This is a genomic window from Streptomyces sp. NBC_01264 (assembly GCF_026340675.1).
GTDB lineage: Bacteria > Actinomycetota > Actinomycetes > Streptomycetales > Streptomycetaceae > Streptomyces.
Genome location: NZ_JAPEOX010000002.1, coordinates 855,830 through 881,615 on the forward strand (window position 1 = coordinate 855,830; position 25,786 = coordinate 881,615).

At 74.4% G+C, this 25,786-nt stretch carries 23 protein-coding genes and 1 pseudogene; 17 read left to right on the plus strand and 7 right to left on the minus strand.

The features are described 5' to 3' along the window. The first annotated feature begins 71 nt into the window (after positions 1-71). The 3 genes from OG435_RS36775 (at position 72) to OG435_RS36785 (ending at position 3,413) form a co-directional block, all read left to right on the plus strand. A complete protein-coding gene (locus OG435_RS36775; RefSeq protein ID WP_266883758.1) occupies positions 72-728 on the plus strand; it encodes a class I SAM-dependent methyltransferase in 657 nt (218 codons plus the stop codon). 122 nt (positions 729-850) lie between these two features. After that, the gene (locus tag OG435_RS36780) at positions 851-2,419 is read left to right on the plus strand and encodes an FAD-binding oxidoreductase (protein WP_266883760.1); all 1,569 of its coding nucleotides are present in this window, start codon (positions 851-853) and stop codon (positions 2,417-2,419) included. Positions 2,420-2,474: 55 nt separating this feature from the next. Beyond that, a complete protein-coding gene (locus OG435_RS36785; RefSeq protein ID WP_266883762.1) occupies positions 2,475-3,413 on the plus strand; it encodes a trypsin-like peptidase domain-containing protein in 939 nt (312 codons plus the stop codon). On the opposite strand, the gene OG435_RS36790 is transcribed toward OG435_RS36785, so the two are convergent. Next, positions 3,367-3,759 carry a hypothetical protein gene (locus OG435_RS36790; protein WP_266883764.1) on the minus strand — a complete coding sequence of 131 codons (393 nt, stop codon included), beginning with the start codon at positions 3,757-3,759 and terminating at the stop codon, positions 3,367-3,369. The genes OG435_RS36785 and OG435_RS36790 overlap by 47 nt on opposite strands. Positions 3,760-3,806: 47 nt before the next feature. Further along, positions 3,807-4,754 carry an AEC family transporter gene (locus tag OG435_RS36795; protein WP_266883766.1) on the minus strand — a complete coding sequence of 316 codons (948 nt, stop codon included), beginning with the start codon at positions 4,752-4,754 and terminating at the stop codon, positions 3,807-3,809. A gap of 519 nt (positions 4,755-5,273) precedes the next feature. Here OG435_RS36795 and OG435_RS36800 point away from each other — a divergent pair. The 4 genes from OG435_RS36800 to OG435_RS36815 all read left to right on the plus strand — a co-directional run bounded on the left by OG435_RS36800 (position 5,274) and on the right by OG435_RS36815 (position 9,653). Then, positions 5,274-6,512, plus strand: coding sequence for a sensor histidine kinase (locus OG435_RS36800; RefSeq protein ID WP_266883768.1), 1,239 nt, complete (start codon positions 5,274-5,276; stop codon positions 6,510-6,512). Beyond that, positions 6,509-7,189, plus strand: coding sequence for a response regulator (locus OG435_RS36805; RefSeq protein WP_266883770.1), 681 nt, complete (start codon positions 6,509-6,511; stop codon positions 7,187-7,189). Before OG435_RS36800 ends, OG435_RS36805 begins: the two co-directional genes overlap by 4 nt. A gap of 167 nt (positions 7,190-7,356) precedes the next feature. Beyond that, positions 7,357-8,400: an alpha/beta hydrolase gene (locus OG435_RS36810; RefSeq protein WP_266883771.1), complete on the plus strand. Its 1,044-nt coding sequence runs from the start codon at positions 7,357-7,359 to the stop codon at positions 8,398-8,400. Beyond that, complete coding sequence (locus OG435_RS36815) at positions 8,397-9,653, plus strand: acyltransferase family protein (protein ID WP_266883772.1); 1,257 nt, start codon at positions 8,397-8,399, stop codon at positions 9,651-9,653. The genes OG435_RS36810 and OG435_RS36815 overlap by 4 nt, the downstream gene beginning before the upstream one ends. 126 nt (positions 9,654-9,779) lie before the next feature. Here the strand turns inward: OG435_RS36815 and OG435_RS36820 are convergent, their stop codons facing one another. Further along, positions 9,780-10,202, minus strand: a complete 423-nt coding sequence (locus OG435_RS36820; RefSeq protein ID WP_266883773.1) for a DUF350 domain-containing protein — start codon at positions 10,200-10,202, stop codon at positions 9,780-9,782. Positions 10,203-10,306: 104 nt separating this feature from the next. Here OG435_RS36820 and OG435_RS50220 point away from each other — a divergent pair, with 104 nt between their 5' ends. Next, complete coding sequence (locus OG435_RS50220) at positions 10,307-12,334, plus strand: GNAT family N-acetyltransferase (protein WP_323187986.1); 2,028 nt, start codon at positions 10,307-10,309, stop codon at positions 12,332-12,334. A gap of 935 nt (positions 12,335-13,269) precedes the next feature. Here the strand turns inward: OG435_RS50220 and OG435_RS50225 are convergent. Then, positions 13,270-14,481: pseudogene (locus OG435_RS50225) on the minus strand (AMP-binding protein); the annotation flags it as partial. On the opposite strand from OG435_RS50225, the gene OG435_RS36835 reads away from it, so the two are divergent. The 7 genes from OG435_RS36835 to OG435_RS36865 all read left to right on the plus strand — a co-directional run bounded on the left by OG435_RS36835 (position 14,480) and on the right by OG435_RS36865 (position 21,490). Next, a complete protein-coding gene (locus OG435_RS36835) occupies positions 14,480-14,866 on the plus strand; it encodes a VOC family protein (protein WP_266883777.1) in 387 nt (128 codons plus the stop codon). The pseudogene OG435_RS50225 and the gene OG435_RS36835 sit on opposite strands and share 2 nt — an antisense overlap. Positions 14,867-14,967: 101 nt before the next feature. Continuing rightward, positions 14,968-16,905 (plus strand): ABC transporter ATP-binding protein, encoded by a 1,938-nt coding sequence (locus tag OG435_RS36840; RefSeq protein ID WP_266883779.1) that lies wholly within the window; start codon positions 14,968-14,970, stop codon positions 16,903-16,905. Positions 16,906-16,970: 65 nt separating this feature from the next. Continuing rightward, entirely contained in the window at positions 16,971-17,354 is a 384-nt protein-coding gene (locus OG435_RS36845) for a VOC family protein (RefSeq protein ID WP_266883781.1), read from the plus strand. 22 nt (positions 17,355-17,376) lie between these two features. Next, positions 17,377-18,156: an alpha/beta fold hydrolase gene (locus OG435_RS36850; protein WP_266883783.1), complete on the plus strand. Its 780-nt coding sequence runs from the start codon at positions 17,377-17,379 to the stop codon at positions 18,154-18,156. A gap of 127 nt (positions 18,157-18,283) precedes the next feature. Continuing rightward, the gene (locus OG435_RS36855) at positions 18,284-19,978 is read left to right on the plus strand and encodes a SpoIIE family protein phosphatase (protein ID WP_266883785.1); all 1,695 of its coding nucleotides are present in this window, start codon (positions 18,284-18,286) and stop codon (positions 19,976-19,978) included. A gap of 133 nt (positions 19,979-20,111) precedes the next feature. Beyond that, positions 20,112-21,008, plus strand: coding sequence for a SigB/SigF/SigG family RNA polymerase sigma factor (locus OG435_RS36860; RefSeq protein ID WP_266883787.1), 897 nt, complete (start codon positions 20,112-20,114; stop codon positions 21,006-21,008). Between the two features lie 50 nt (positions 21,009-21,058). After that, on the plus strand, positions 21,059-21,490 hold the full coding sequence (locus OG435_RS36865) for an ATP-binding protein (RefSeq protein ID WP_266883789.1): 432 nt from the start codon (positions 21,059-21,061) through the stop codon (positions 21,488-21,490). Between the two features lie 25 nt (positions 21,491-21,515). Here OG435_RS36865 and OG435_RS36870 read toward each other — a convergent pair whose 3' ends face one another. Next, positions 21,516-21,935, minus strand: coding sequence for a VOC family protein (locus tag OG435_RS36870; RefSeq protein WP_266883791.1), 420 nt, complete (start codon positions 21,933-21,935; stop codon positions 21,516-21,518). A gap of 151 nt (positions 21,936-22,086) precedes the next feature. Here OG435_RS36870 and OG435_RS36875 point away from each other — a divergent pair, with 151 nt between their 5' ends. Next, positions 22,087-23,052, plus strand: coding sequence for a YihY/virulence factor BrkB family protein (locus tag OG435_RS36875; protein ID WP_266883793.1), 966 nt, complete (start codon positions 22,087-22,089; stop codon positions 23,050-23,052). On the opposite strand, the gene OG435_RS36880 is transcribed toward OG435_RS36875, so the two are convergent. Then, positions 22,950-23,435 carry an ATP-binding protein gene (locus OG435_RS36880; protein WP_266883795.1) on the minus strand — a complete coding sequence of 162 codons (486 nt, stop codon included), beginning with the start codon at positions 23,433-23,435 and terminating at the stop codon, positions 22,950-22,952. The genes OG435_RS36875 and OG435_RS36880 overlap by 103 nt on opposite strands. A gap of 407 nt (positions 23,436-23,842) precedes the next feature. On the opposite strand from OG435_RS36880, the gene OG435_RS36885 reads away from it, so the two are divergent. Then, a complete protein-coding gene (locus OG435_RS36885; protein ID WP_266883797.1) occupies positions 23,843-24,625 on the plus strand; it encodes a YhjD/YihY/BrkB family envelope integrity protein in 783 nt (260 codons plus the stop codon). A gap of 30 nt (positions 24,626-24,655) precedes the next feature. Here the strand turns inward: OG435_RS36885 and OG435_RS36890 are convergent, their stop codons facing one another. Then, complete coding sequence (locus tag OG435_RS36890; protein ID WP_266883799.1) at positions 24,656-25,711, minus strand: FAD-dependent oxidoreductase; 1,056 nt, start codon at positions 25,709-25,711, stop codon at positions 24,656-24,658. Positions 25,712-25,786: the final 75 nt, after the last annotated feature.

Consider the following 25,786-nt stretch of genomic DNA (forward strand, 5'->3'; position numbering starts at 1 on the left):
CTCTTTCGGGCCAGGCAAGATCCGAAAGAGACGGCCTGTTTCGCGGGACGGGCGGGCTACTGTCCGGGGGCATGGGATCGACTTCGCACCTGAACTCCGTCCGGTCGTCCTACGACGCCGTCGCCGCCGACTACGCCGCCCTGCTGGCCGGGGAGCTGGAGGGCAAACCGCTGGACCGGTCCATGCTCGCCGCCTTCGCGGAGTACGTGCGCGGGGACGGCCCCGGCGCCGGCCGGGCGGTCGCGGACCTGGGCTGCGGCCCGGGCCGGGTGACCGCGCACCTCGACGGGCTGGGGGTGCGGGCCTTCGGAGTCGACCTGTCGCCCGCGATGGTGGCGGTGGCCCGCCGGACGTATCCGGGGCTGCGGTTCGAGGTCGGCTCGATGGCCGCGCTGGACATCGCGGACGGGGTCCTCGGCGGGGTGCTGGCCTGGTACTCCACCGTCCACACGCCCCCGGCCGGGCTCCCCGCGCTGTTCGCCGAGTTCGCCCGGGTGCTGGCCCCCGGCGGGTACCTGCTGATCGCGTTCAAGGCGGGCGACCGGCAGCTCCGGCTGGAACACGCGTACGGGCATCCGGTCGACCTCGACGTGTACTGGACCCCGCCCGAGCTGATCGGCGAGCTGCTGGCGGGGGCGGGCCTGGCCGAGACGGCCCGCCTGGTCCGGGAACCGGACGCCACGGAGAAGGGCCCGCAGGGCTTCCTGCTGGCCCGCCGGGCGGACTGACCCCGGCCTGAGCCGCTCCTCGGTCCCGGAGGGGGGCTCGCGCATGGGCCGTTCGGGGGGCAACCCGGCCCCCGTGGGCCCGCCTTCGCTCCGAACGGGCAAGGCGGTGGCAGGAAGGAGGGATGACCCTCCACCGCCGCCAGGTCCTCGCGGGAGCCGCCACGGGCGTCCTCGCCTCGATCGGCGCGACGGCCCGCACGCCGGCCGGCACGAAGCCCCGTACGGCGCCCCGCCGCGCGGACCCGGACTACGGGGCGCTGGCCCGCTCCCTGGACGGCCGGGTGCTGACGGCGGGCGACCCGGACTACGACGAGGCCCGGCGGCTCTTCCAGCCCCGCTACGACGCGGTCCGGCCGGGCGCGCTGGCCTACCCCGTGCACCCGGGGGACGTGGCCGCCTGTCTGGACTTCGCCCGGCGCTCGGCCGTCCCCGTGGTGCCGCGCGGCGGCGGCCACGGCTACGCGGGCTGGTCCACCCGCGAGGCCGGACTCGTCATCGACACGGGCGTCATGGCGGAGGTGGCCCTGGAGTCGCAGTCGGGCTCCGCGGCCGGGGTCCGGATCGGTGCCGGCGCCCGGCTCGGGGAGGTGAACGCCGTCCTCGCCGCACGGGGCCTGGCCGTCCCCACCGGGCTGTGCCCCTCCGTCGGCATCGCCGGTCTCACCCTCGGCGGCGGGCTGGGCCTGTCCTCCCGCGCCTGGGGCGCCACCTCCGACCGGCTCACCGGGGTCACCGTCGTGACCCCCGACGCCGCGGTCCGCGAGGTCGACGCCGACCGCGAGCCCGACCTGTTCTGGGCGCTGCGCGGCGGCGGGGGCGGCAACTTCGGGGTGGTCACCGGCTTCCGCTTGCGCACCCACCCCGTCACCGACTGCGCCCTCGCGGAACTGCGCTGGTCCGCCGACCGCTCCCCCGCCGTCCTGCGCGGCTGGCAGCGCTGGCTCCGGGAGCTGCCCGATCCGTTCTGGAGCCAGGTGGAGTTCACCGTCGACGGCGGCCCGGTCGGCGCCCCGGCCGTGCGGGTGCTCTGCCTGGACGGCGGACGCGCCGAGCTGGAGCGGCAGCTGACCCGGCTGTCCGACCTGGCGGGCGGTGCGCCCCGGGACAGCTGGACCGTCGTGCGCGGCTACGGGGACACCGTCCGGGCGATGGCCGGCTGCCTGGACCGGAGCCCCGCCGAGTGCCGGCTGCCCGGCAGCCTGCCGGGACACGATCCCCAGGGGCGGCTCGGCCGCGACTCCTACGCCGCCCGGTCCGATTTCTGGGCCCCGGACGGGCTGACCGACCCGGCCGCCTCCGCGGTGCTGGCCGCCCTGCGGCGCTACGCCGGGAGCGTGCCGCCCGGCGGGTTCGGCGTGGTGCAGTTCGACGGGGTCTGCGGCGGGGCCCTCAACCGGCTCCCGGCGCGGGCCACCGCCTTCGCGCACCGCTCGGCCGGGTTCCTCGCCCAGTACCTCGTCTACTGGCCCGGCGCGGCTCCCGCCGCCGACACCGTCCGGCACCAGGGCTGGCTCGACGGGCTCTGGCAGGACCTGCGGCCCTGGGCGGGCGGAGCCGCGTACCAGAACTACACCGATCCGAAGCTGACCGGCTGGCGCGAGGCCTACTACGGGCCGAACCTGGCCCGCCTCGAAGAGGTCCGGCGGCGCTACGACCCGGACCGGCTGCTGCGCTTCCCCCAAGCCGTGTAGCCCCCGGTTCCCCAGCTCCTCGCCCTCCCTCCCATCCCCGAAGAAGGAGACGGACATGCGACGTACGTTGACGGTGGCGGCGGCCACCGCCGCCCTGCTGCTGCCCGGCGGGCCCCTGCCCGAGGCAGAGGCGGGCACCGCCCCGGCCCAGGCCCCGGCGCAGACCCCCGCCACCGACCGGTGGTCGGCCCGGGAGGCGGAGAACTTCTGGACCCCCGACCGGATGGCGTCCGCGGTCCCGATCAGCCGCGGCGGCGCCCCGGCGGCGGTGGACGGGACCGGCCGGGACTTCGACGGGATTCCGGTCGTCGGCCGGATGTTCGTCATGAAGGGCGGCGGCGCGTACTTCTGCACCGCGAGCGTGGTCGCCTCCCCCGGCCGCGATCTGGTGCTCAGCGCGGCGCACTGCCTGCTCGGGACGGACACCCGGCAGGTGGCCTTCGTACCGCAGTACACGGCCCAGAACCCCCAGCCGTACGGGATGTTCCCGGTCCTGCGCGACGCGGGCGGCCGCTCCAAGGTGTGGATCGACCCGCGCTACCGCCAGCTCGGCGCGGACAAGGGCGCCGCCCTCGACGTGGCCTTCGCCCAGGTCGGCCCGGACGCCGACGGCTTCCCCGTGGAGGACGTGGTGGGCGGGAACCGCCTGGTCACCGGCGCCGCGTACGCGCATCCGAAGGTCTCGCTGATCGGCTACCCGGCCTCCGCCGCCCGGCCGCGGCTGTGCGTGAACCGGACGACGAAGTTCACGAGCACCGATCCCGGGATCCCCGGATCGTTCCTGCGGATCGACTGCACCGGGTATCCGGGCGGCACCAGCGGCGGCCCGTTCCTGACCGCCTTCGACGAGCGGACCGAGACCGGCGACGTGGTCGGGGTGATCGGCGGCTGGAAGACGGGCGGGGACACCCCCGACACCTCCTACAGCTCCTACTTCGGCGCCGACATCAGGAAGTTGTACGAGCAGGCTCTTGCCGGGGCGCGGGTGGCGTGAGCACCCGCACCCAGCGGGTGCGGCGCGGGTTGCCCACCGTGCGCGGGGTCACCGGCAGCCCCTCCGCGCTCAGCGGTTCGGCGGGCGCGAGGCCGAGCTGGCGGCGCAGGTCCGCGAGGGCGGTGTGCACGGGGCCGAGGATGACCTCGGCGCGCGGATGGGCGTACGCGAGGGCGTGCGCGGCCGTCTCGATGGCCTCGGCGGCGTCCTCGGCGGCGCCCCGGCTCCACCCTCCGGGGGCGGTGCGGCCCCAGGGCGCCAGGGCGTCGTAGAGGTGGCAGGCGGCATCGGCCACGGCGTCGGCCTGTTCACCGACGCCGGGCGCCGCGATCGTCGGGAGTTCCATACCCGCTCAACGAGCGCGGCCCGCCCGGGGAACGAAGGGCGCCGCGGTCACGTCGGGACAGCCTGCAGCCAGAGCGGCAGCAGCAGGAGGGAGACCAGGGAACTCTTGATCACCACGGCGGCGGAGAGGTCCACGCCCACGTCGTAGCGCTGGGCGAAGATGAACAGGTTCTGGGGTGTCGGCATCGCGGCGATCAGCACGAGGTACGTGAGCCACTCGCCCCGGACCCCGAACAGTGCCCCGCACACCGCCCACGCGAGCAGCGGGAAGGCCAGGCACTTGAAGCCGATGAGTGCCAGCTCCTCGCGGGTGGTGCCCCGGACGTCGAGGCCGATGCCGCCGAGGTGCAGTCCGAGGGCGAAGAGGGCCACCGGGGAGGCGCTGTCGCCGACGAAGGCGGCCCCGTCGAGGACCACCTCCGGGACGTGCACGGAGAGCAGGTTGAGCAGGATCCCCGCGTTGCAGGCCAGGACGAGCGGGGTGACGAGCGAGGCACCGACGGCGCGGCCCAGGCGCTGGGCGGGGCCGCCCGAGCCGGGTCCGGAACGGCCCAGTTCCATGATGGCGATGACGACGAGCGACAGGACGCAGACCTGGAAGAGCAGCACCGGGAAGATCGGCGCGGCCGTCCCGAAGAAGGTGATGAAGACGGGGACGGCGAAGTAGGCGGTGTTGACCTGGACCCCGGCCATCACGCGCAGTGCCACGGTCCGGGGGTCGCGCAGTCCGGCTGCCGCCGAGGCGGTGGCGACGGCCGCGACGGCGAGGGCGGCGGTGGCCGCGTAGCCGCCGATGGCCCGCCAGTCGAAGAGGGCGGCGAGGTCCGCGGCGTAGATGTTGCCGAACAGGTAGCACGGGACCGCGAAGAGGAAGGCGTAGTCAGCGAAGGCCTTGGACGCCTCCGCGGGGACCACCTTGCGGCGCGCGAGGAACACGCCGGCGCCGAAGGCCAGCGCCACCGGTATCAGTTTCTCCAGCGCGGCCGCCCCGCCCATGCGTCCGTGCTCCCCGCTGTCGAGTGATCGCCGTGCCGTGATCGTCCGTGCCGGGCGCAGTCTATGCGGGGCCGCCGCGGCCTCCGGGGCGGGCTTGCCCCTGACGTGCGGGCCAGGGTTCGGCGTCGGCACACCCGCCCGGCCCGGGGGCGGCCCGGCGGCGGCTGTCCGCGCCGTCGCCGGCCGCGCCCTGCCGGGGTGCCCCGATGGCCACGGAGCTGCCCCGTACCCGGGTGGGGCGCGGACGCATACGCTGGACCGATCATGAGCGAGCGAGCCCGATCCCGATTCCGATCCCTCTTCCGTGCCCGCCCCGGATCCCCGTCCCCGTCCGGACCGCCCGACGGGTCCACGTCCGGGTCGCCGGACGGGTCCGGGTCGCTGTCCGGGTCCCGAGCGGCGTCCGGGCCCGGGGCCGGGGCCGGGCCCGCGTCCGGGGCCGGGCCCAGGCCGTCGCCCCGGTCCGGGCCGGTCGGCCCCGGCCGTTCCCCCGCCCGGCCAGGGCCAGGGCGGTTCGCGGTGGCGCTGCGTACGCCCGCCCGGGCCGCCGAGCCGTTGCTCGCTCAGGCGCCCGAGGCCTGGCAGCGGGTGCTGCCGTACGCCGTGACCGCCGTGTGCGTGATGACGCTGCTGCCGGTGACGATCGCGGTGCTGACCAACGACTACAAGGCGGGCGGCGGCTGGGCCGGGGCGCTGGGCGTGGCCCAGACCCTGCCGCTGCTGCTCGCCGTGACGCGGCCGCTGGCCGCGTGGGGCATGGTGCTGTTCGCGGACGCCGTCGGGGCCGTCGTACTGACCCAGGCCGACCGGGTGGCGGGGCACGCCTGGCCCTGGACCCCGATGGTGATCATCGGCTACCTGGTGCTGATGGCCTGCCTGGGGCTGCGCGAGTCCATCCGGACCCTGGTCGGGGTGTGGCTGGCGACCGGGGTGGTGGGGGCGGCGCTGTGGGGCTTCCGGCCGGACGGGACGACCAACACGGTCGCCCTGCTGTTCGTGCTGGCCGGCGTGATGCTCGCACTGACGGGGGCGCTGCGCGGGCTCGGCGACGCGCGCCAGAAGATCGCCGAGCAGGAGAGCATCAGCGAGGCCGAGCGGGCCCGGCGCACCCTGCTGGAGGAACGGGCCCGGATCGCCCGGGAGTTGCACGACGTGGTGGCCCACCACATGTCGGTGATCACCGTGCAGGCGGACTCGGCGCCGTACCGGCTCCCCGGCATGGCGGAGCCGGTGCGCGAGGAGTTCGCCGCCATCGCGTCGAGCGCGCGCGAATCGCTCGGCGAGATGCGGCGGCTGCTGACGGTGCTGCGCGGCGACGAGGCGAACGGCGCCGACCGGACCCCGCAACCGGGGATCGGCCGGTTGCAGCAACTGGTGGAGGCGACCGTACGGGCCGGGCAGCCGGTGGAGTTGGCGCTGGCCGCGGGCGCGGCCGGGGCGGCGCCGCCGGCCGTGGACCTGTCGGCGTACCGGATCGTCCAGGAGGCGCTGGCCAATGTGGTGCGGCACGCGCCGGGGGCCCCGACCCGGGTCTCGGTGACCTTCGACGAGCAGGAGGTCCTCGTGCTGGTGGTCAACGGCGCCGCGCGGGACGCGGTGGTGGCGCTGGAGACCTCGGGCACGGGGCACGGGCTGGTGGGGATGCGGGAGCGCGTACGGTTGACGGGCGGGACGCTGGACACCGGTCCGCTGCCCGACGGCGGCTTCCGGGTCGCCGCCCGCATGCCGATCGACACCGCTTCCGAGGAACCAAGTTGACCATCCGCGTGATCATCGTCGACGACCAGGCCATGGTGCGGGCGGGTTTCGCCGCGCTCCTGTCGGCACAGGCAGACATCGACGTGGTGGGCGAGGCGCCCGACGGACGCCAGGGGATCCAGGTCTCCCGGACCGTCCACCCCGACGTGGTCCTGATGGACGTCCGGATGCCGGAGATGGACGGGCTCAGCGCCGCCCGCGAACTCCTCGATCCCCCGCCGGGGGTGGTGCACCGGCCGAAGGTGCTGATGCTCACCACCTTCGACATCGACGACTACGTGTACGAGGCCCTGCGCGCGGGGGCCTCCGGCTTCCTGCTCAAGGACGCTCCGCCGGCGGATCTGATCGCGGCGGTCCGGGTGGTCGCCTCGGGCGAGGCCCTGCTGGCTCCGTCGGTGACCCGGCGGCTGATCGCGGACTTCGTCGAGCGGCGGCCCGCGCCGCGCCGCGACCCCGCGCTGCGGCTCAACGGGCTGACCCCGCGGGAGACCGAGGTGCTGGAGCTGATCGCGCGCGGGCTGTCGAACCAGGAGATCGCCGGTCATCTGGTGGTCGCCGAGCAGACGGTCAAGACGCACATCGGGCGAGTGCTGGGGAAACTCGACCTGCGGGACCGGGCCCAGGCCGTGATCTTCGCCTACGAGGCGGGGCTGGTGCGGCCGGGCGACGGCGGCTGATCCGCGCACCGGCCCGCCGACGGGCTGCTGATCCGCGCACCCACCCGCCCGCCGGTTCTCCTCCACCCCCTACCGGGGTATGACATCCGACTTGGCTCCACGGTGCGACGCCCGCTCCGGTACCTCCTTCTTACCTTCCTCCTCGTCACGAGGAGAGGAGAAGGGGCATGCGCCGCTTCGCAAGGACACTGGTCACGGCCGCACTGGCGGCGGCCGTCGTCGCCGGCACCGCGGGATGGGCCTCCGCGGACGCCCAGACGGCGGTCACCGGCCCGCCGCCGGGCACCGCCGCCTGGCGGGCCGACACCGTGTCCGGGCGGCCGCTGCCGGACCCGGCGCGGGCGACACCGGCCGAGGTCGCGCGGTTCTTCGCCGGGCTGGACGCCTCCCGGGCCCGGGAGCTCGTACGGGCCCACCCGCTGGTGGTCGGCAATCTGGACGGAGCTCCCCTCCCGCTGCGGTACGAGGCCAACCGGCTGGCCGTGCTGGCGACGGGCGAGCCCCGCTTCGCCTCGCTGGCCGCGCCCGGCCGGCAGATCCTGGCCTTCGACCCGCGCGGACGGGGCACCGTCGCCGAGGTGTTCGGAGACCTGGAGCGGACCGCGCACGTAGCGGTGATCGTGCCGGGCTCGGACAACGACGCCACCACCTACGACCGCGCGCGGGCGCAGTACACCGGCCCGGCGGGCATGGCCCGCTCCTTGCGGTCCGCGACCGGGGAGTCGGCCGCCGTCATCGCGTGGACCGGTTACACCACGCCCGTCGGGGTCGGACTGGACACGGCCCAGGGGCGGCTGGCACGGGCGGGCGCCGTCCGTCTCGCCCGGTTCACCGAGGGGCTCGACGCGGTCGGCGCACCCGACCCGGTGCTGTTCTGCCACAGCTACGGCTCGGTGGTCTGCGGGCTGGCGGCCCGGCACACGGACGCCACCGACATCGTCGCCTTCGGCTCCCCCGGGATGCGGGCCGACAGCGTCGGGGAGCTGCGCACCGGCGCCCGCGTCTGGGCGGCGCGCGGGCCCTCCGACTGGATCTCGGACGTGCCCAACGTGGAGTTCGCGGGACTCGGCCACGGAGCCGACCCCACCTCGGCGGCCTTCGGCGCCCGCCGGATCGACGCCGCCGATGTGGCGGGCCACACGGGCTACTTCACTCCCGGGACCCGGTCCCTGAAGGCCTTCGCCGCCATCGCGACGGAAACGGCCCGATGAGCGCGCCGGTCAGCACCTCGCGGAGCCGGGCGACGAGCACCCCGGGCATCCTCACCAAGGCGCGGGCGGCCGCCTGGCGGATCGACGCGAAGACGCCCGCGCACCGGGACCGGGCGATCGACGGGCTGCGGGCGCTGGCCCTGCTGGCCGTGCCCACCGGGCACTGGCTGCTCGGCGGGTTCACCCTCGACTCCGACGGGGCCCTGCACAACGCGAGCCCCCTCTCCGCCTTCGGCGGCCTGGCCCCGGCCAGTTGGGTGCTCCAGATGCTCGGCGTCTTCTTCCTGGTCGGCGGCTACGCCTCGGCGCTCTCCTTCCGGCGGCACACCGGATCGGCCGGCGCCTGGCTCAAGGGCCGGATCGCCCGGCTCGGCCGGCCGGTGCTCGGGGTCACGGCGGTGTGGGCACTGGCAGCGCCCGTGCTGTACGCGGCCGGGGTGCCCGAGGCCACCCTGCGGACCGGCGCGAAGCTGGTGATCCAGCCGCTGTGGTTCGTCGGGGTGTACGTGGTGGTCACCGCACTGACCCCGTACTGCGTGCGCGCCGCGCGGCGGTTCGGCGGCTGGGCGGGGGCCCCGCTGCTCGTCTCGGTCGCCGTGGTCGACTTCTTGCGCTACGGGCCCTTCGCGGACTCGGTGCCCGGGTGGGTGGCGCTGGTGAACATCCTGCCGGGCTGGCTGTTCGCGTACCAGCTCGGCGTGGACTGGGGCGAGGGCCGGATCGGCCGGCGCGGCGGGTGGCTGCTGCTGGTGGGCGGGAGCGCCCTGGTCGCGGCCCTGCTGATGGTGTTCCACTACCCGGCCTCGATGGTGGGTGTGCCGGGCGAGGCCCGGACCAACTCCCATCCGCCGTCGCTGCTGGTACTGGCCCTGGCCGCGGCCCAGTCGGGCGCGGCGATCCTGCTGCGGGACCGGCTGGCGCGGCTGCTGGCCCGGCCGCTGCTGTGGGCGCCCGTCGTCGTGATCAACCTGTGCGCGATGACGATCCTGTGCTGGCACCAGACGGCGATGCTGGCGGCCGCCGTACCGGGATCGTTCGCGGGCGGGGTGGCCGGGCTGACGACGGCGCCGGACAGTGTGGGGTGGATCGTGGCACGGCTGGCGTGGATGCCGGTCTTCGCGGCGCTGCTGGTCGGCATCGCCCGGTACGCGCGCCGGTTCGAGCGGCCCTGGACCCGGGTCACCGCGGTGCGCGGGACGGTGGCGGGCCTGCTGGCGGCCGGGTTCACGGTGTTCGCGCTGGGTCTGGCGTAGGGGGACTTGGGCCGCCGGCCGCGGCCGGAGCACCCGTACGAAACGAGAGCGCCGCTCCCCTCGGGGAGCGGCGCTCTCGTGCGATCTCGGTGAGCTTCAGCGGGCTTCAGTGAGCCTCGGTGAGCGTCAGGCGATGGAGGCGGCGACGATCGCGGCGACCGCGATGTTGCAGGAGGCCGTCACCCACACGGCGGGGTGCGGCTCGGGGTCGACGACGATGGCGCCGAGCTTGCCCGGGGTCACCAGGTCCAGCACCAGGAAGGCCACGGCCATCAGGACCAGGCCGAGGATGCCGAACGCCGCCGTGGACAGCAGGCCCTTGCCGAAGTCCTCGTAGGTGGTCCAGATCGAGGTGAAGACGATGCCGCCGATGCCGAGCAGCGCCGAGGAGAGCATCACGGAGGCGTTTCGGTTGCGCTCTTCCCAGATCTGCTTCGGCAGCTTGCCGGGGGTCAGCACGTCCACCAGGACGATGCCGAGGATGAGCAGCACCAGGCCGACGCCGCCGAAGGCGGTGGTGCGGCCAAGTCCGTTGATGATGTCGCTCATTGGGAAGCAGTCTCCGGGGTGGGTAGGAAGTACGTCGCGTGCCTGTCGTCGCGGTGGCCGAATCTATCGCACGGCATCGCACCGGACCATGGGGAGGTCAGGAAATGACGGAGCTCAGGGCCGCGCGGCCCGGTGAGGCCGCGGCGCTGACGGCGCTGGTCATGCGGTCCAAGGCGCACTGGGGGTACGGGGCGGAGTTCCTCGCCGCGTGCGCGCCGGAGTTGCGGATCGGGGCCGGGGACGAGGTGCGGCGGCGGATCGTGGTCGCCGAGGGCGCGGCCGGGGCCGCCGGGTACCGCTCCGGCGACGGCACGGCCGCCGTGCTCGGGCTCGCCTCCCTGGACGGGGAGCCGCCCTTCGGCCGGCTGGGGCTGCTCTTCGTCGAACCGGCCGCCATCGGCGGGGGCGTGGGGCGCCTGCTGTACCGGGACGTCCTGCGGCGCGCCGCCGGACTCGGCTTCCGCCGGCTGCTGATCGACTCCGATCCGCACGCCGCCGGGTTCTACCGGGCGATGGGCGCGGTGGGCGCCAGGCCACCATCGGGTCCGGAGCAGGGTCCGGACGTGCCCGGCGGGCTGGTGCGGTTCGAAGTGGCGCCCGTGCCCCTGGCGGACTGGGCGCGGGCCTGGACCGGCGGCGGGGCCGCCGTGCACGTGGGCAATGTGGCCGAGTACAACGCGCAGTTCGCGGACCCCTCGCTGGACCGGGAGCAGCGGGCCGCCCACCACTACGCCTGCCTGGCCGCCTTCTACAGTCCCCGGCCGACCGCGCTGGTGCTGCCGCGCCCGGTGCCGCCGGGCTGGATCTCGCTGCTCGGCCGGCAACTGGACTGGCCCGCCGGGGTGGAGGTGTACGACGGGCTCGCGGACCGGGGTCCGGGCCTGTCGGACGCCGTACGGGCCCGCCCTGCGCTGACCGCGCGGCTGACCGGCGAAGGGGCCGGTGCCGCGGCCGGCGCCGGTGCCGAGACAGGTGCCGGGACCGGCGCACGCCTCGTACCGTGGGGCCTGACCGCCCCCTTCGCGCGGCTGGACCGGCGGCCCTGGCGGCCTGACGAGCTGCGGTACGAGTCGAAGTCGGCGGCGCACGGGCTGTTCGGCCGGATCCTCGCGGAGGGCGGCCACCCCGCGATCACGCTGCCCGCGCAATGGCGGGTGGACACCCGGAGGTCGGCGGTCCGGCTGCTGGCGGCCCGGACCCGGGCGGGCGAGAGCACCGTTCTCAAATCGGAGCACGGCGTCTGCGGTTCGGGCACCACGGTGCTGACCCCCGGGCGGGTCCGCGCGGCGGGCGGGGCCCGGGCGGTGGTCCGGGCCCTGCCGCGCGGGCCGCTGCTGGTGGAGGAGTACGTACGCGGACCGGCGGATCCGGCCGAGCCGCGCGACCTCACCTACGACGGGTTCGTCGACGCGGCCGGCCGGGTCCACGAGGTCGGCGGGGCCGTGATGGACGTGGCCGACGGCGGCTACCGCGGTGCGACGGTGGGTCCGGGCGTGGTCCCCGCCTGGGCGGAGGAACCCCTGCTGGCCTTCGGGCGGGCGGTCGGCCGGGAGCTGTCGGCGGCGGGCTACCGGGGCTGGTTCGACGTGGACTTCGTCGCCGACGGCGCGGGACGGCTCGCCCCGACGGAGACGAACCTGCGCCTGACCGGGCCGTCCGTCGCCTTCGTGGTGGCGGCCCGGCTCGACGAACTGCGGGGCGCCGGGCACTTCGTCAGGATCGCCGACCGGGTGGAGCTGGGTGCCCGGCTGCCGGAGGCGGCCTTCGATGAACTGTGCGAGCGGCTGTCCCGCCGGTGCGCCGCGATGGGCGCGGTGTTCCTCCCCGCCATCCCCACCGGCGCCTTCGAACCGGCGCCCTGGATGGGCGCCCTGGTGGCCGCGACCGACAGGGAACTGCTGGACGCGGCCGAGAGGCTGGTGCGGGCGGAGGCGCTGTCCGTCGGGGCGATGTTCGAGCAGCCGGACGGGGCCCGGCCGCCCGGAACCCCGGCCGCCGGGGCTCAGCCGGCCGGATCGGTGGCCCGGGCCCCGTCCCGGCCCGGTGCCTGCGCCGGAATGGGCGCCGGTGCCGGCACCGATGCCGTGTCCGCTTCCGCGTCGAAGACGCTGAGCGGCGGAAGGAACGCGTAGACGGCGACGATCCCGGCGGCGATCATCAGCGGAATGTTGAAGGCGTAGACGAGCGCGGCCTGTCGGGGCCAGTCCTGCTTGGCCGCGAGCCGGTAGAAGTTGTCCTGCGGCCACCAGGCGGCCAGCAGGTAGACGATCGCCAGATGGGCGGCAGCGGTGATACGGGGGCCGCGGCCCCCGTGGCGGCGCATCCGGGACCGGCCGGCGAACAGGAACCACACACCGGCCGCGAACGCCCAGCACTCGCACAGGTAGAGAAGGAAGAAAAGCGTCGCGTACGGGTTCGGGACGCCGGTGAGGTCCATGGATCCGGGCCAGAAGATCAAGGTCAGGATCATGGTGAAGCCCGCCACCAGAACCAGACCGACCAGCATGAAGAAGACGAGGCCGGCCCACCCGGCGACATTGGGCCCCGAGTCCCCTGCCACGTACCTGCCGCCGTACTTGCCCCGACCGTACTTGCCCCCGCCGCGCTCGTCCCCGGCCCGCCCCGGCGGCATCGGGAGCGCGGTCCGCTGCTCACGGCCGGTCCGGTCCCGGGGGATCCTGGGCAGCCGGCACACCACGCTCGGCATCATGGCCCCGGGGAGCCTGCCCGCCAGGTGGCGGCGCAGCTCCCCGCCGTCGGGGAGGTCGGAGCCCGGGGGCCAGGTGTCGTCCTCCGCGGGCGGGGCCAGGAAGGCGACGAGCAGCGGCCGTGCGTTCACGCCCTTGCCGGAGCCCCTGGCCTCGGCCAGGAGCGCTGCGCCGACCCCCTCGTGGCTGCGGATCGCGGACTCGACGGGATGCGGGTCGAGCGCCTTGCCGTCCGCGGTGAGCCGGTCGCGGATCCGGCCGCGGAACTCCAGCAGTCCGCCCGGGCGCAGCACGCCGAGGTCCCCCGTCGGGACCGGTTCCCCGCCACCGGGCGCGGTCAGGTGGATCTCCCCGTCGCGCAGGTCCAGCCGGCAGCCGGGGAAGGCGGTTCCGATCAGCGAGATCTCCTCGGCCCCGTCCAAGGGGGCCGCGAGTTGCGGGAGTTCGAACCGGGCTCCGGTACCCGCCGCTTCGGTGGGCCCGTAGACGTTGAGCAGCCGGGCGCCGGGCCGCAGCCGGGCGAGCAGGGCCGCCTGTTCGTCGAGGTAGAGGCGGTCCCCGGCGACCGTGACCATGCGCAGGGACCGCAGCCCCTCGTCGGGGCGGTGCAGGGACCGTGCCAGGGAAGCCTCCCGGTCGCGTACGAGGAGTTGGGTGGCGGTGCCCGGGTCGGTGTGCAGGACGGTGACCCGCTCGGCGTCGACGGCGCGGCGCAGCGACTCGGGCGTCCAGCGCGGGCCTTCGGGCAGGACGAGCGCGCCGCCCTCGCACAGGGCCCGCGTCCATCCGGCGGCGAAGCCCGTGAGGTCCGGGGCGGCGGTGATCAGGTGCCGGTCCTCGGGAACCGGCCCGGCCACCGCCGCCCACCCTTCGTGGGCGGCGAGGAGCCGGTCGTGGGAGAGGGGGACGGCCCGCCGGTCCGCACCCCCGGTGAACAGCACGGCGGCGGCGTCGCCGCGCGGAGCCCGGTCCGGCGGGTCGGTGGGCAGCCCGCCCGTGTCGAGCGCGTACTGCCCGTCGGTGCGGATCACCCGCAGGTCGCCGCCGTCGTCGAGGCGGGCCCGGTCCGCGGCGTCGGCGAGCAGGGCGAAGGGGCGGGCCGCGGCGAGCTGGCGCTGCCCGGTGCGCGGGTTGTCGACGTCGATGACGGCGTAGGCGGCGCCGGCCTTGAGGATGCCGAGGAGGAGGACGAGCAGCTCGGCGCGCGGGGCGCAGACCACGGCGACGACGGCCCCGTCGGGCAGTCCGCGGTCGAGCAGGTGACGGGCCGACTGGTTGGCGCGTGCGTCGAGTTGGCCGTAGGTGAGGCTGTGGGTGCCCGCGGCGACGGCCTGGGCTCCCGGGGTGTCGCGGGCCCAGCGTTCGAAGCGGGAGAGAACGGTGTCGCCGGCACGCCGGCCGGAGTGCGTGTAGGGCTCTGATCCCTGCGTCATGGGCCGATTCTGGCACCGGGCACCGACAGGCACGAGGGCCGCGAAAATCCCTCGTACGAACGAGGGTTGACCCACTATCGTCCTGCGCTGGTGCCGACTGGTACCGGTGGACGGGTTTCGGATGGTCGGAGGCGGCATGGCCAAGGAATTCCAGGTGACGTACGACTGCGCCGATCCGGGCGCGCAGGCGGAGTTCTGGGCGCAGGCGCTGGGTTATCGCGTCCAGCCGACGGAGGAGTCCGGCGATGACTGGGCGGCCATCTCGGACCCGGACGGCAAGGGACCGCGGCTCTACTTCCAGAGGGTCCCGGAGGCCAGGGCGGAGACGAAGAACCGGCTGCACCTGGACGTGCGCTCGGCGCCCGGCCTGAAGGGGGACGCGCGGATGGCCGTGCTGGAGGTGGACGCCGCCAGGCTGGAGGCGCTGGGCGCGAAGCGGCTGTACCGCCTGGAGTCCGACGAAGTCAACGAGGGGATCATCGTGATGACCGATCCCGAGGAGAACATCTTCTGCCTCGACTGACGGGGCCGATGCCTCGGCTGACGCGTCGAACCCGTTTCCGTTCATCCAAGAGCCCTCCGCACCTTGACCTCAAGTTTGGTTGAGGTCCTACCGTTCGGCTCATGGATATGGAAGTCACCGCCTGGACCTCGCTCCACAGCGCGATCAACGCCCAGCAGGACCGGCGCCCGCTCTCGCGGGCCGGTGTGCGCCGGGTCGCCGCCTTCGCCCGCCCGCACCGGCGCGGGCTGACGTACTTCCTGCTGCTCAGTGTGGTGACCGCGCTGCTCGCGGTGGCCACCCCGGTCCTCGCGAGCCGCGTGGTCACCGAGATCGTCGAGGGCCGCGAGAGCGGTACGGTCACCCGCCTCGCCCTGCTGATCGCGCTGATCGCGATCGCGGAGGCGGGGCTGGGGCTGGTCCTGCGCCGGCTGTCGTCCACCCTCGGCGAGGGGCTGATCCTGGATCTGCGGACGGCCGTCTTCGACCACGTGCAGCGGATGCCGGTGGCGTTCTTCACCCGGACCCGCACCGGGGCGCTGGTCAGTCGGCTCAACAACGACGTGATCGGCGCGCAGCGGGCCTTCAGCAACACCCTGTCGGGGGTGGTGTCCAACACCGTGACGCTGCTGCTGACCCTGACCGTGATGCTGGGCATCTCCTGGCAGATCACCCTGCTCGCCCTCGTGCTCCTGCCCGTCTTCGTGCTGCCCGCCCGCCGGATGGGGGTGCGGATGGCGGCGTTGCAGCGGGAGGCCTCGGCGCTCAACGCCTCGATGGGCACGCAGATGACCGAGCGCTTCTCGGCGCCGGGCGCCACCCTCGTGAAACTGTTCGGGCGGCCCGACGAGGAGTCGGCCGAGTTCGCGGCGCGCGCCGCCCGGGTGCGTGACATCGGGATCCGGACGGCGATGGCCCAGTCGGCCTTCATCACCGCCCTCACCCTGGTCTCCGCGCTGGCCCTGGCGCTCGTGTACGGGCTCGGCGGCCACTACGCGCTCACCGGCACCCTGGACGCCGGCTCGGTGGTCGCCCTCGCCCTGCTCCTGACCCGGCTGTACGCGCCGCTGACCGCGCTCGCCGGGGCGCGGGTGGAGGTGATGAGCGCGATGGTCAGCTTCGAGCGGGTCTTCGAGATCCTCGACCTGAAGCCGCTGATCTCCCAGAAGCCGGACGCCCGCCGGGTGCCCGAGGGGCCGGTGGCGGTCGAGTTCGACAAGGTCTCCTTCGGCTACCCCGCCCCGGACAAGGTGTCCCTGGCCTCGCTGGAGGAGGTCGCGACCCTCGACGCGCGGGGCGGCACCGAGGTGCTGCACGAGGTGTCCTTCCGAGCCGAGCCCGGGCAGATGATCGCCCTGGTCGGCTCCTCCGGCGCCGGCAAGTCGACCATCGCGCAGTTGCTGCCCCGGCTGTACGACACGGACGCGGGCGCGGTCCGCCTCGGCGGGATCGACGTACGGGACCTCACGGCGGACTCCATCCGCGAGACGCTGGGCATGGTCACGCAGGACGGCCACCTCTTCCACGAGTCGGTACGGGCCAACCTGCTGCTGGCCCGCCCGGAGGCGGGGGAGGACGAGATCTGGGAGGCCCTGCGCCGGTCCCGGCTGGACGGGCTCGTGGCCTCGCTCCCGGACGGGCTGGACACGGTCGTCGGCGAGCGCGGCTACCGGCTGTCGGGCGGGGAGCGCCAGCGGCTGACCATCGCCCGGCTGCTGCTGGCCGGCCAGCGGGTGGTGATCCTCGACGAGGCCACCGCCCATCTGGACTCCACCTCGGAGGCGGCCGTCCAGGAGGCCCTGGCCGAGGCCCTGTCGGGCCGGACCGCCGTGGTGATCGCGCACCGGCTGTCGACGGTGCAGGCGGCCGATCTGATCCTGGTGGTGGAGGACGGCCGGATCGTGGAACGCGGCACCCACACCGAGCTGCTGGCGGTGGGCGGCCGGTACGAGGAGCTGTACCGCACCCAGTTCGCGGCGGCGGGCCCGGACGGACCGGACGGGGACACACCGGAGGCGCGGGCCCTCCCGGGCGGCGCTGCGGCGGTCTCCGGCGGATGATGGCCAGCGGGGCGGCCGGCACCGGCCGCCCCGCACCGCTGGGACACCGGAGTCAGGAGAAGCCGATGGACATCAAACTGGAACTGGTCGCCGTACCGGTCACCGACATCGACCGGGCCAAGGCCTTCTACGAGCGCATCGGCTTCCACGCCGACCACGACGTCACGGTCAGCGAGGAGATCCGCTTCGTCCAGCTGACCCCGCCGGGCTCCGCCTGTTCGATCGCCATCGGCAAGGGCCTGACCCGGATGACGCCCGGTTCGCTGGACAACCTGCAGGTCGTGGTCGCGGACATCGAGGAGGCCTTCGCCGATCTCAAGGGCCGCGGCATCGAGGTGACGGAGATCGAGGACATGCCCTGGGGCTCCTTCGTCTACTTCTCCGACCCCGACGGCAATGGCTGGGCCGTCCAGCAGACCACGCCGCGCACGGCGGGTGGCCCCCGGTAGCGACCGGGCCTAGGGTGCGCGGATGGAGATCCAAGCAGGCGGAGTCGTGGTCCACTACGTGGAGCACGGGAGCGGTCGACCCGTGCTGGTGCTGCACGGGGCCGGCGTCGACCACCGCGAGACCGAGGCCTGCTTCGAGCCGGCGTTCGAGGGCGCGGCGGGGCTGCGGCGGATCTATCCGGATCTCCCCGGCATGGGCCTGACCACCGCCCCCGATTCGCTGCGCAGCGCCGACGACGTCCTCGACACCCTGCTCGCCTTCGCGGAAGCCGTCACCGGCGGGACCGCGTTCCTCCTCGTCGGGCACTCCGCAGGCGCGTACTTCGCGCAGGCGATGGCGGCGAGGCGCCCGGCGCGGGTCGCCGCCCTGGCGCTCGTGTGCCCGTTGCTGCCCGGACTTCGCGACGTGCCGGAACACCGCGTCGCGACCGGAACGGGTGAGATCGGCGACGACGTCTTCCGGAGCTACTTCGTGGTCCAGACCCCGGAAATGCTCGAACGGTACGAGCGTTACGTCGCCCCGGCCGCAGCGCTCGTCGACGAGTCGGCGCTCGAGCGGATCGGCGAACGGTGGGCGCTCACGCCCGTCCACGCGCCGGCTCATGAGGGTCCGGCCCTGGTCGTCGCGGGGCGGCTGGACTCCACGGTCGGATACGCCACCGCCGCCGACCTCGTCCACCACTACCCGCACGCCACGCTCGCCGTGGTCGACGACGCGGGACACGCCCTTCCCCACGAGAAGCCCGCGCTCCTGCGCGCCCTCCTGGTCGAGTGGCTGGCACGCGCGGACAGCTCGCGCTGACCTCGCACCGCCGTCGCTCTGCCCGATCCCATGGGCGAGGTGCCCGGTCTGTCGGCCGTCCCGGGTCGATACGCTGGTCGGCATGCAATCCTGCCGTGAAGGCAGGTATCCGTAGGAGGGCTGGACGGTGAACCGGTTCGCACGCCTGGCCACCCGCCTGCTGGCCGTACCCGGGGCGCTGGTGTGGATGGCCGGCGACGATTCCGCCCCGGTCGAGAGCTGGCCCGCCGGGTCCGCCGACGCCGAAGCCACGGCTCTGTGCCGGCGGGTCGCTGAGCTCGGCGAACCCCTGGCCCTGATCGGGGACGGTGACGCGCGGCTCGCCTTCGCGGGCGTCCCCCTGGCCGGTCCCGCGGGGGAGCTGCTCGGCGTACTCGCCGCCACCGACACCGGGCCGCGCACGTGGAGCGAGGAGGACCTCCGGGATCTCGGAGACCTCGCCGCGGCGTGCAGTGCCCACATGCGGCTGCGCCTGCGCGCGGAGGAGGTGCAGCGCGCCGGGGAAGCCGCCGAGGAGGCGGCTTCGCTCGCCGAGGCCCAGGCCGACCGGATGGAGACCCTGCTGAACCGCGCACAGCTGCTGCTCCGTGCCGCGGAGGACCTGGGTGACACCAGCGGCCTGGACGAGGTCTGCGCGCGGGTGAGCGACCTGGCGGGGAGCGACCTCAAGCCCTCCCACGTGGGCCTGGTCCTGATGGGTGAGGACGGGCTGCTGCGCCAGGTGGCCGGCTCCGAGTCGGGACAGGCGCCCCGGACGGGGCCGGAGGCGGGGTACGGGGTCGATTCGGACCGGCCCGGCGCGCGGGCGGTCCGGGAGCGGCGGACGGTGGTCGTCACGGACCGGCGGACGCCGGCGGGGTTCAGGCCCGCGGCCGTGGACGGCCTCGACGGGTCGGGACTGCACACCCTGGTGTGCGTACCGCTGTCCGGGGCCGAGAGCGTCCTCGGTGTGCTGGAGCTCGGCTGGGACATCCCGCACGTGGTGGACGCGGCCGAGCGGGCGGTGCTCGTCGTACTGGCCGACTACACGGCCCGGGCCGTGGAGCGTGCCGCCTACCTGGACGCTCGCGTGTCCATCGCCGTGGGGCTGCAGCAGGCCATGCTCACCGATCTCGTCCAGGTCCCCGGGCTGGAGACCGCCGCCCTGTACCGGCCCGCCGCGCGGCAGGACATGGTGGGCGGCGACTGGTACGACCTCTACCCGCTGCCCGGACCCCACGGTGCGTGGGCCATGACGGTCGGGGACATCACCGGCCACGACCTGCGCGCCGCGACCCTCATGGGGCAGGTCCGCAGCATGCTCCGGCAAGCCGACATCGACCACCCCGGCAGACCCCCGCACCAAGCCGTCGAGGCACTCGTCCAGGCCTGCCAGACCCTGGGCCTCCCGGCCGGCGGCACCCTCGTCCACGCTCACCTCACCCCCCGCCCCGGCGGCCACTGGCAGTTCTCCTGGACCAACGCAGGCCACCCGCCCCCGCTCCTCGCCCACCGGGACACCCCCGGCGAACCCGCCGAGCAACTCCGGTCCCACGACGCCCTCCTGCACCCCGCCCTGCCGCCGGGGCCCCGCACCACCCACACCCGGCTCCTGACCCCCGGCAGCACCCTGCTGCTCTACACCGACGGACTCGTCGAACACCGCGGGCAGGACCTCGACGCCGCGCCGAACGAGGCCGCACGCCGCCTGGCCGCCGTGAGCGCCGACTCCCCTCTGGACGACGTCCTGCGGCACCTCGCGGGCACCGTCGCCCCCGCCCACCCCGATGACGACACCGTCCTCCTCGCGATCCGCGTCGCACCCCTCCTGCCAGTACGCTGACCGCGAGCCGCTGATAGAAGTTTCGTGCGAAGTGTGTAGGACCGATGAACCGGGGCAGAAGCGCTCCCGGCAGCCGTCAGTCAATCGGGAGGGAGCGGCCACCATGTCTCGCTCGGCCACCGTTGTAGGCCCCATGCGCGCAACAGACGCGTCCGTACCGTCATGTGACGAGGAGTCCGCGGGAGCGCCCGCGCAGGACGCGGACCTGTTCCAGGTCGAGAACGCACGGGAGATGGCACCCGCGGACGCCCGGGAACTCTCACGGCTCTTCTTCGCCAGGCTGCGCACCCTGGAAGAGGGGACGCGCGAGTACCAGTACACGCGCAACACCCTCATCGAAATGAACCTGTCCCTCGTCCAGTTCGCCGCACGCCGCTTCCGCGCCCGCGTGGCCGGCGGCGGCCTCGACATGGACGACATCATCCAGGTCGGAACCATCGGCCTGATCAAAGCCATCGACCGCTACGACACCGAACGCGAAGTCGAATTCTCCACCCTCGCCCTGCCCTACATCACCGGCGAGATCAAACGCCACTTCCGCGACACCACCTGGGCCGTCCACGTACCGCGCCGCCTCCAGGAACTGCGCACCGAACTCGCCAAGACCCAGGACGCCCTCAGCGACGAACTCGGCAGGGCGCCCACCGTCAAGGAAGTCGCCCACCACCTCGAACTGACCGAGGACGAGGTCATCGAAGGACTCGTGGCCGCCAACGGCTACACCAGCAGCTCCCTCGACGCCACCACCACCGACGGCGACACCTCCCCGACCGCCGGCCGCACCGCCCGCCCCATGGCCGAACGCCACGGCGCCCTGGACCCCGGCATGGAACTCTTCGAGGACTTCCACACCCTGGCCCCCCTCCTCGAACAACTCGACGAACGCGAACGACTCGTCCTGCAACTGCGCTTCGGACAGGAAAAGACCCAAGCCGAGATCGGCGCCGCACTCGGCGTCTCCCAGATGCAGGTCTCCCGCATACTCACCCGAACCCTGGCACGGCTGCGCACCGGCATGCTGGCCGTGTAGGGAAGGGGCCTCGCTCGGTGAAGACCGTCGGACCTGAAACGGGTGATCCGTTGAGCGCGATCCTTCCCGCCGGAGGACAGCGCCGCAGGCTCGCCCTGTCCGGTGTCCGCGGCGCCGTGGCCAAGGGCCGCGACTTCACGCGCGAGGCCCTGCGGGACTGGGGCTGGGACGGGACGGAGACCGCCGAGGACGCCCTGCTCCTCGTGTCCGAGTTGCTCACCAACGCCTCCCTCCACGCGGACGGCTGCCGGGAACTCGTCCTCACGGCCGGGGAAACCCTGCGCATCGAGGTCCACGACGGCACGACGGACCTGCCCCTCCCCCACCCCGCCCCGCGGCGCGGCATCCCGGGCGGCCACGGCCTGTACATCGTGGAGCGCCTGTCCGACCGCTGGGGCACGCGCACCCACGAGCGCGGCAAGGCCGTCTGGGCGGAGATCGAGGCATCCCGGCTGAAGTCCGGCAGGCCCACCGGCCGATGACCGGTCCGGGCCCGCCCGGATTCATCTACCGGCGCCCCGCGGTGGGCTCCTCCTGGACGGCCGCGAGGACGAATGCGTGGCCCGCCGGGTCGCTGAACCGGCGCAGCGTCGTGCGGTTGTCCAACTGGGTGCCGTCGTCCTCGGCCGCGAGCGGGCGCGCTCCGAGGGCCACGGCCTCGCGTTCGGCTTCGTCGAGGGAATCGGCCGCCACCAGAATCCGTAGATGGGCCTGCTGGGAGTCCTGCGGCGCGGGCCAGCTCGGCGGCGCGTGGTGGGGGTCGCGGCGGATCCCGAGGACGGCTCCGGAGCTGCCGGTGACGAGGAACAGCTCCCCGTCCCCGGTCGCCGGGCCGGCCGTGGCTCCGAGCAGTTCGGCGTAGAACCGGGCCAGGGGCTCGGGCTCGGCGCTGTCGAGGACGAGGACGCTTGTCTTCAGTACGGTCATGACCCGCGTGTGCCCTGCGTCTTCGTCCGCACACGCCCCGTACCGGCTCGTCCTTCGCAACACGCAGGCGCGCGCCCACGCGGGGTCTCGCGGGCACATGCGCGGAGCCTCGCGGGCGCATGTACGGGGTCTCGCCGGGCACGCGTCGGGCATGACCGACATCCCCCGCGCGGCAGCACGTCGAGACCGTCCCCGCGTCATGGCGCTCGCGGCGCGCGTCCGCGCCGACCTGCGGCGTACGGCCGTCCACGTGTGGACGGACAACCTGGCCGACCACGCGGCCTCCCTCACCTACTACGCCGTGCTGGCGCTCCTGCCCGCGCTCGTCATCGCCGTCTCCCTCGTGGGGCTGCTCGGCGAGGCGACGAGGGCCCGGCTGATCGGCGGGCTCACCTCCTACGCGCCCCCTCAATCGGCGCGGGTCCTGAGCGACGCACTCGAGGGCCTCGCGGCGGAACAGTCCTCGGTGTGGGCCCTGTTGATCAGCGGTGTGCTCAGTGCGCTGTGGTCGGCGTGCAGTTACCTGGCGGTGTTCCGGCGCGCCCTGCACACCATGCACGGGGTACCCGACACCCGGCCACCGCTCCGCGCCGCCCACACCTTGGTCGTCAACGCCGCGGGGCTGCTGGTCCTGCTCGTCGTCGGCGCCCTGGGGCTGGTCGTGTCCGGACCGCTCGCCCGACGCGCCGCCCGGGCCGCCGGTGGGGCCGGACCGGAGGGGATCGCGCTCCTGCGCTGGCCCGTGCTGCTGGTGGTGGTCGTCTTCCTGGTGCTGATCCTGTTCCGCACCGGCCCGGCCCAGAGCCGGGGCACCCGCCGGGGCCTGCCCGGCGGCGTACTGGCGGCCCTGCTCTGGCTGGCCGCCTCGGGGCTCTTCACCCTGTACACGGAGCTCAACACCTACGGCAGGCTCTACGGCCCGCTGGCCGGGAGCGTCGTCTTCCTCGTCTGGCTCTGGTTCGCCAACCTGGCGCTGCTCACCGGCGCCCGGTTCAACGCCGAACGGGCCCGGGGTCAGCTTCGGCCCGGGCCCGGGCCCGGGGACTGCGGGCACCCGGCGGCCAGACGGGAGGACTCGATCTCCGCCCAGACGACCTTGCCCGTGCCGAGGGGGTAGCAGCCCCACCGGTCGGAGAGCCGCCGTACGAGGTACAGCCCGTGACCGCCGGGGACGCCGGGGTGGCGTGCGGCCCCGGGGCGCGGCAGCGCCGCCACGCCGTCGAGCACCTCGATCCTCAGGGTCTCGCCCGCGGTCAGCACGAGCTCTTCGCAGCCGTGCGCGTGCAGGGCCGCGTTGGTCACCAGTTCGGAGACGACGAGCAACGCGTCCTCGGCGCTCTCCCGTCCGTCCCACCCCCAGTCCCGCAGGGTCCGGCGGGTGAAATCACGGCCCTTGCCGACCGCGCCCCGGACACTGCGCAGGCCGAGCCGGCGCCGCCGGCCCATGACCGGCCCGCGCCCGCGCACGCCCCGGGGGTCACCCGCTGCCTCTCCCGTCATCTTCACTGCCGCCTCACCCTGGTTGACTCGCTGTGTTCGTCCGGGGCGGGCGGCCCCGTCCGCGAACCACCCGGACCGGCCGTCCCGCGGCCGTCGTCCCCGCTCCCGCGTATGCCCGACCTGATCGCCCGGACACGTGGACGCCGTTCCCGCGGTGGATTCCCGGTCGGGGCGGTGGATTCCCGGTCCGGGCGGTGGATTCCCGGTCCGGGCGGTGGATTCCCGGTCCGGGCGGTGGATTCCCGGTCCGGGCGGTGGATTCCCGGTCGGGAGGGTCCTACCGTGAAAGCAGCACCTGGAGCGGCCATGCCCATCACCCCACCCCCGGCCCACCCGTCCCGGTCACCGCACGCGCCGGTGAGATGACCGGCACCGGCAGGACCCCTCGGCTGTCACCCCTCGGGCGGATGCGCAGTACGGTGCGCCGCGCGCGGGCCGGACGCCGCTGGGTCCACGTCCGGGGCGTCGACCTGTGGCAACGCTCCCTCGGGTTCGCGGCGCTCGGGTTCCTGACCCTGGTGCCCCTGCTCATCGTCGTGTCCGCGGCGGACACCCGCGGCGGGCAGGGGTTCGCGCAGTGGCTGGGGGACGGGCTCGGCGTGTCGCCGGCGGCCAGGGCCGAGATCGAGCGGCTCTTCGCCCTGCCCGGCCAGGCCTGGCGGACCACGACCGCCTTCGGCCTCGCACTGCTCGCCGTGTTCGGCCTGTCCTTCGGCACGATGGTGCAGAGCGGCTACGAAAGGGTCTGGGACCTGTCCCCGTCCCGCTGGTGGGCCCAGTGGCGTCACGTGCTGTGGCTCGGCGTGCTGGTGGGGGTGCTCTTCCTCTCGGCGATCGCCGCGCCGTGGCGCGAGTCGCCGGCCCGCGGCTTCGTCACGGTGGCGATCGGAACCCTCTTCTTCTGGTGGTCCCAGCACCTGCTGCTCGGCGGCCGGGTCCCGTGGACCGCCCTGCTCCCGGGGGCGGTGGCCACCATGTTCGGGCTGCTCGGGCTGCGGGTCTTCTCCCGGCTCGTCTTCTCGCCGCTGATCGCGTCCAGCGCCGTCACCTACGGCCCCTTCGGCACCGTTCTCGTCATCCAGACCTGGCTCGTCGGCGTCGGTGTGGTCGTGTTCGGGGGCGCGCTCGTCGGCCGGCTCCTCCACGACGAGCTGCTGCGCCGGGCGCCTCCGGTGGAACCCGGGCAGTGAGGAGGGAGCCGATCCGGCCGGGACCCGCCGTCACATGTCGAGGTCGAGGTCGAGGAGAGCCTTCTCCACGACCTCGGTGAGCGCCGGGTGGATCCAGTACGGGGACCTGGCCAGGGTGGGGGCGTCGATGCCCAGGGTCATCGCCAGGACGAGGGGCTGGATGAGGGTGGCGGCCTGCGGGCCCATGATGTGGGCCCCGAGCAGGCGGCCGGTGCCGCGCTCGGCGAGCACCTTGCAGAAGCCGGTGGTGTCCTCCATCGCCCAGCCGTAGGCGATGTCCGCGTACCGGGCCTCGCCCACCAGCGGATCGAGGCCCCGGTCGCGGCAGTCCTGCCCGGTGGCGCCGATCGAGGCGATCTGGGGGCTGGTGAAGACGGCCGCGGGCACCAGGTCGTGGTCGGCCGCGATCAGGTCGTCGGGATGGCGGAGGTTGTGGGCGACGACCTGCGCCTCGCGGTTGGCCACGTGCTTGAGGGGTACCGGTGTGCAGATGTCGCCGAGCGCGAAGACGCCTTCCGCGGTGGTGCGTTGGTAGGCGTCGACGACGACGCGGCCGTCGTCGTGGGTGGCGACGCCCGCGGCGTCGAGGTGCAGCCGGTCGCTGTTGGGCACGCGGCCCGCGGCGACCAGCAGCATGTCCGCCTCGACCGTGGAGGCGTCGTCCAGGGTCAGCCGCAGGGCGCCCGGGCGGCCGCCCACCGCGGTCACCTCCCGGCCGAGCCTGAGGTCGTAGCGGGAACGGACCAGTTCGGTGAACCGTTCGGCGACCGTCTCGTCCTGCGGGCCGAGCAGGCGGTCCTCCTTCTCCACGACGACCACGGAGCTGCCGGCCGCCGCGAACACCTCCGCGAGCTCGGCCGCGATGTAGCCGCCGCCGAGGACGGCCAGGCGGCGGGGCGGGGCTTCGATCCGCATCACGGTGTCGGACGTCTCGTACGGCAGCGAGGAACCGAGCACGGGCGGGGGAACCAGGGGGCGGCCTCCGGCGGCGATGACGAGCTGCCGGGCGCCGAGGTCGACGCGGCCGTCCGCGCACTCGATCCGCAGCTCCCGCGGGCCGGTGAAGCGCGCCGTTCCCTCGTACACGGTGACGGAGCTCGCGCTCGGCGTCCAGGCGGCGGAACACCCGGTCGCGCATCGCCCGCCAGCGCACGCCGAGCA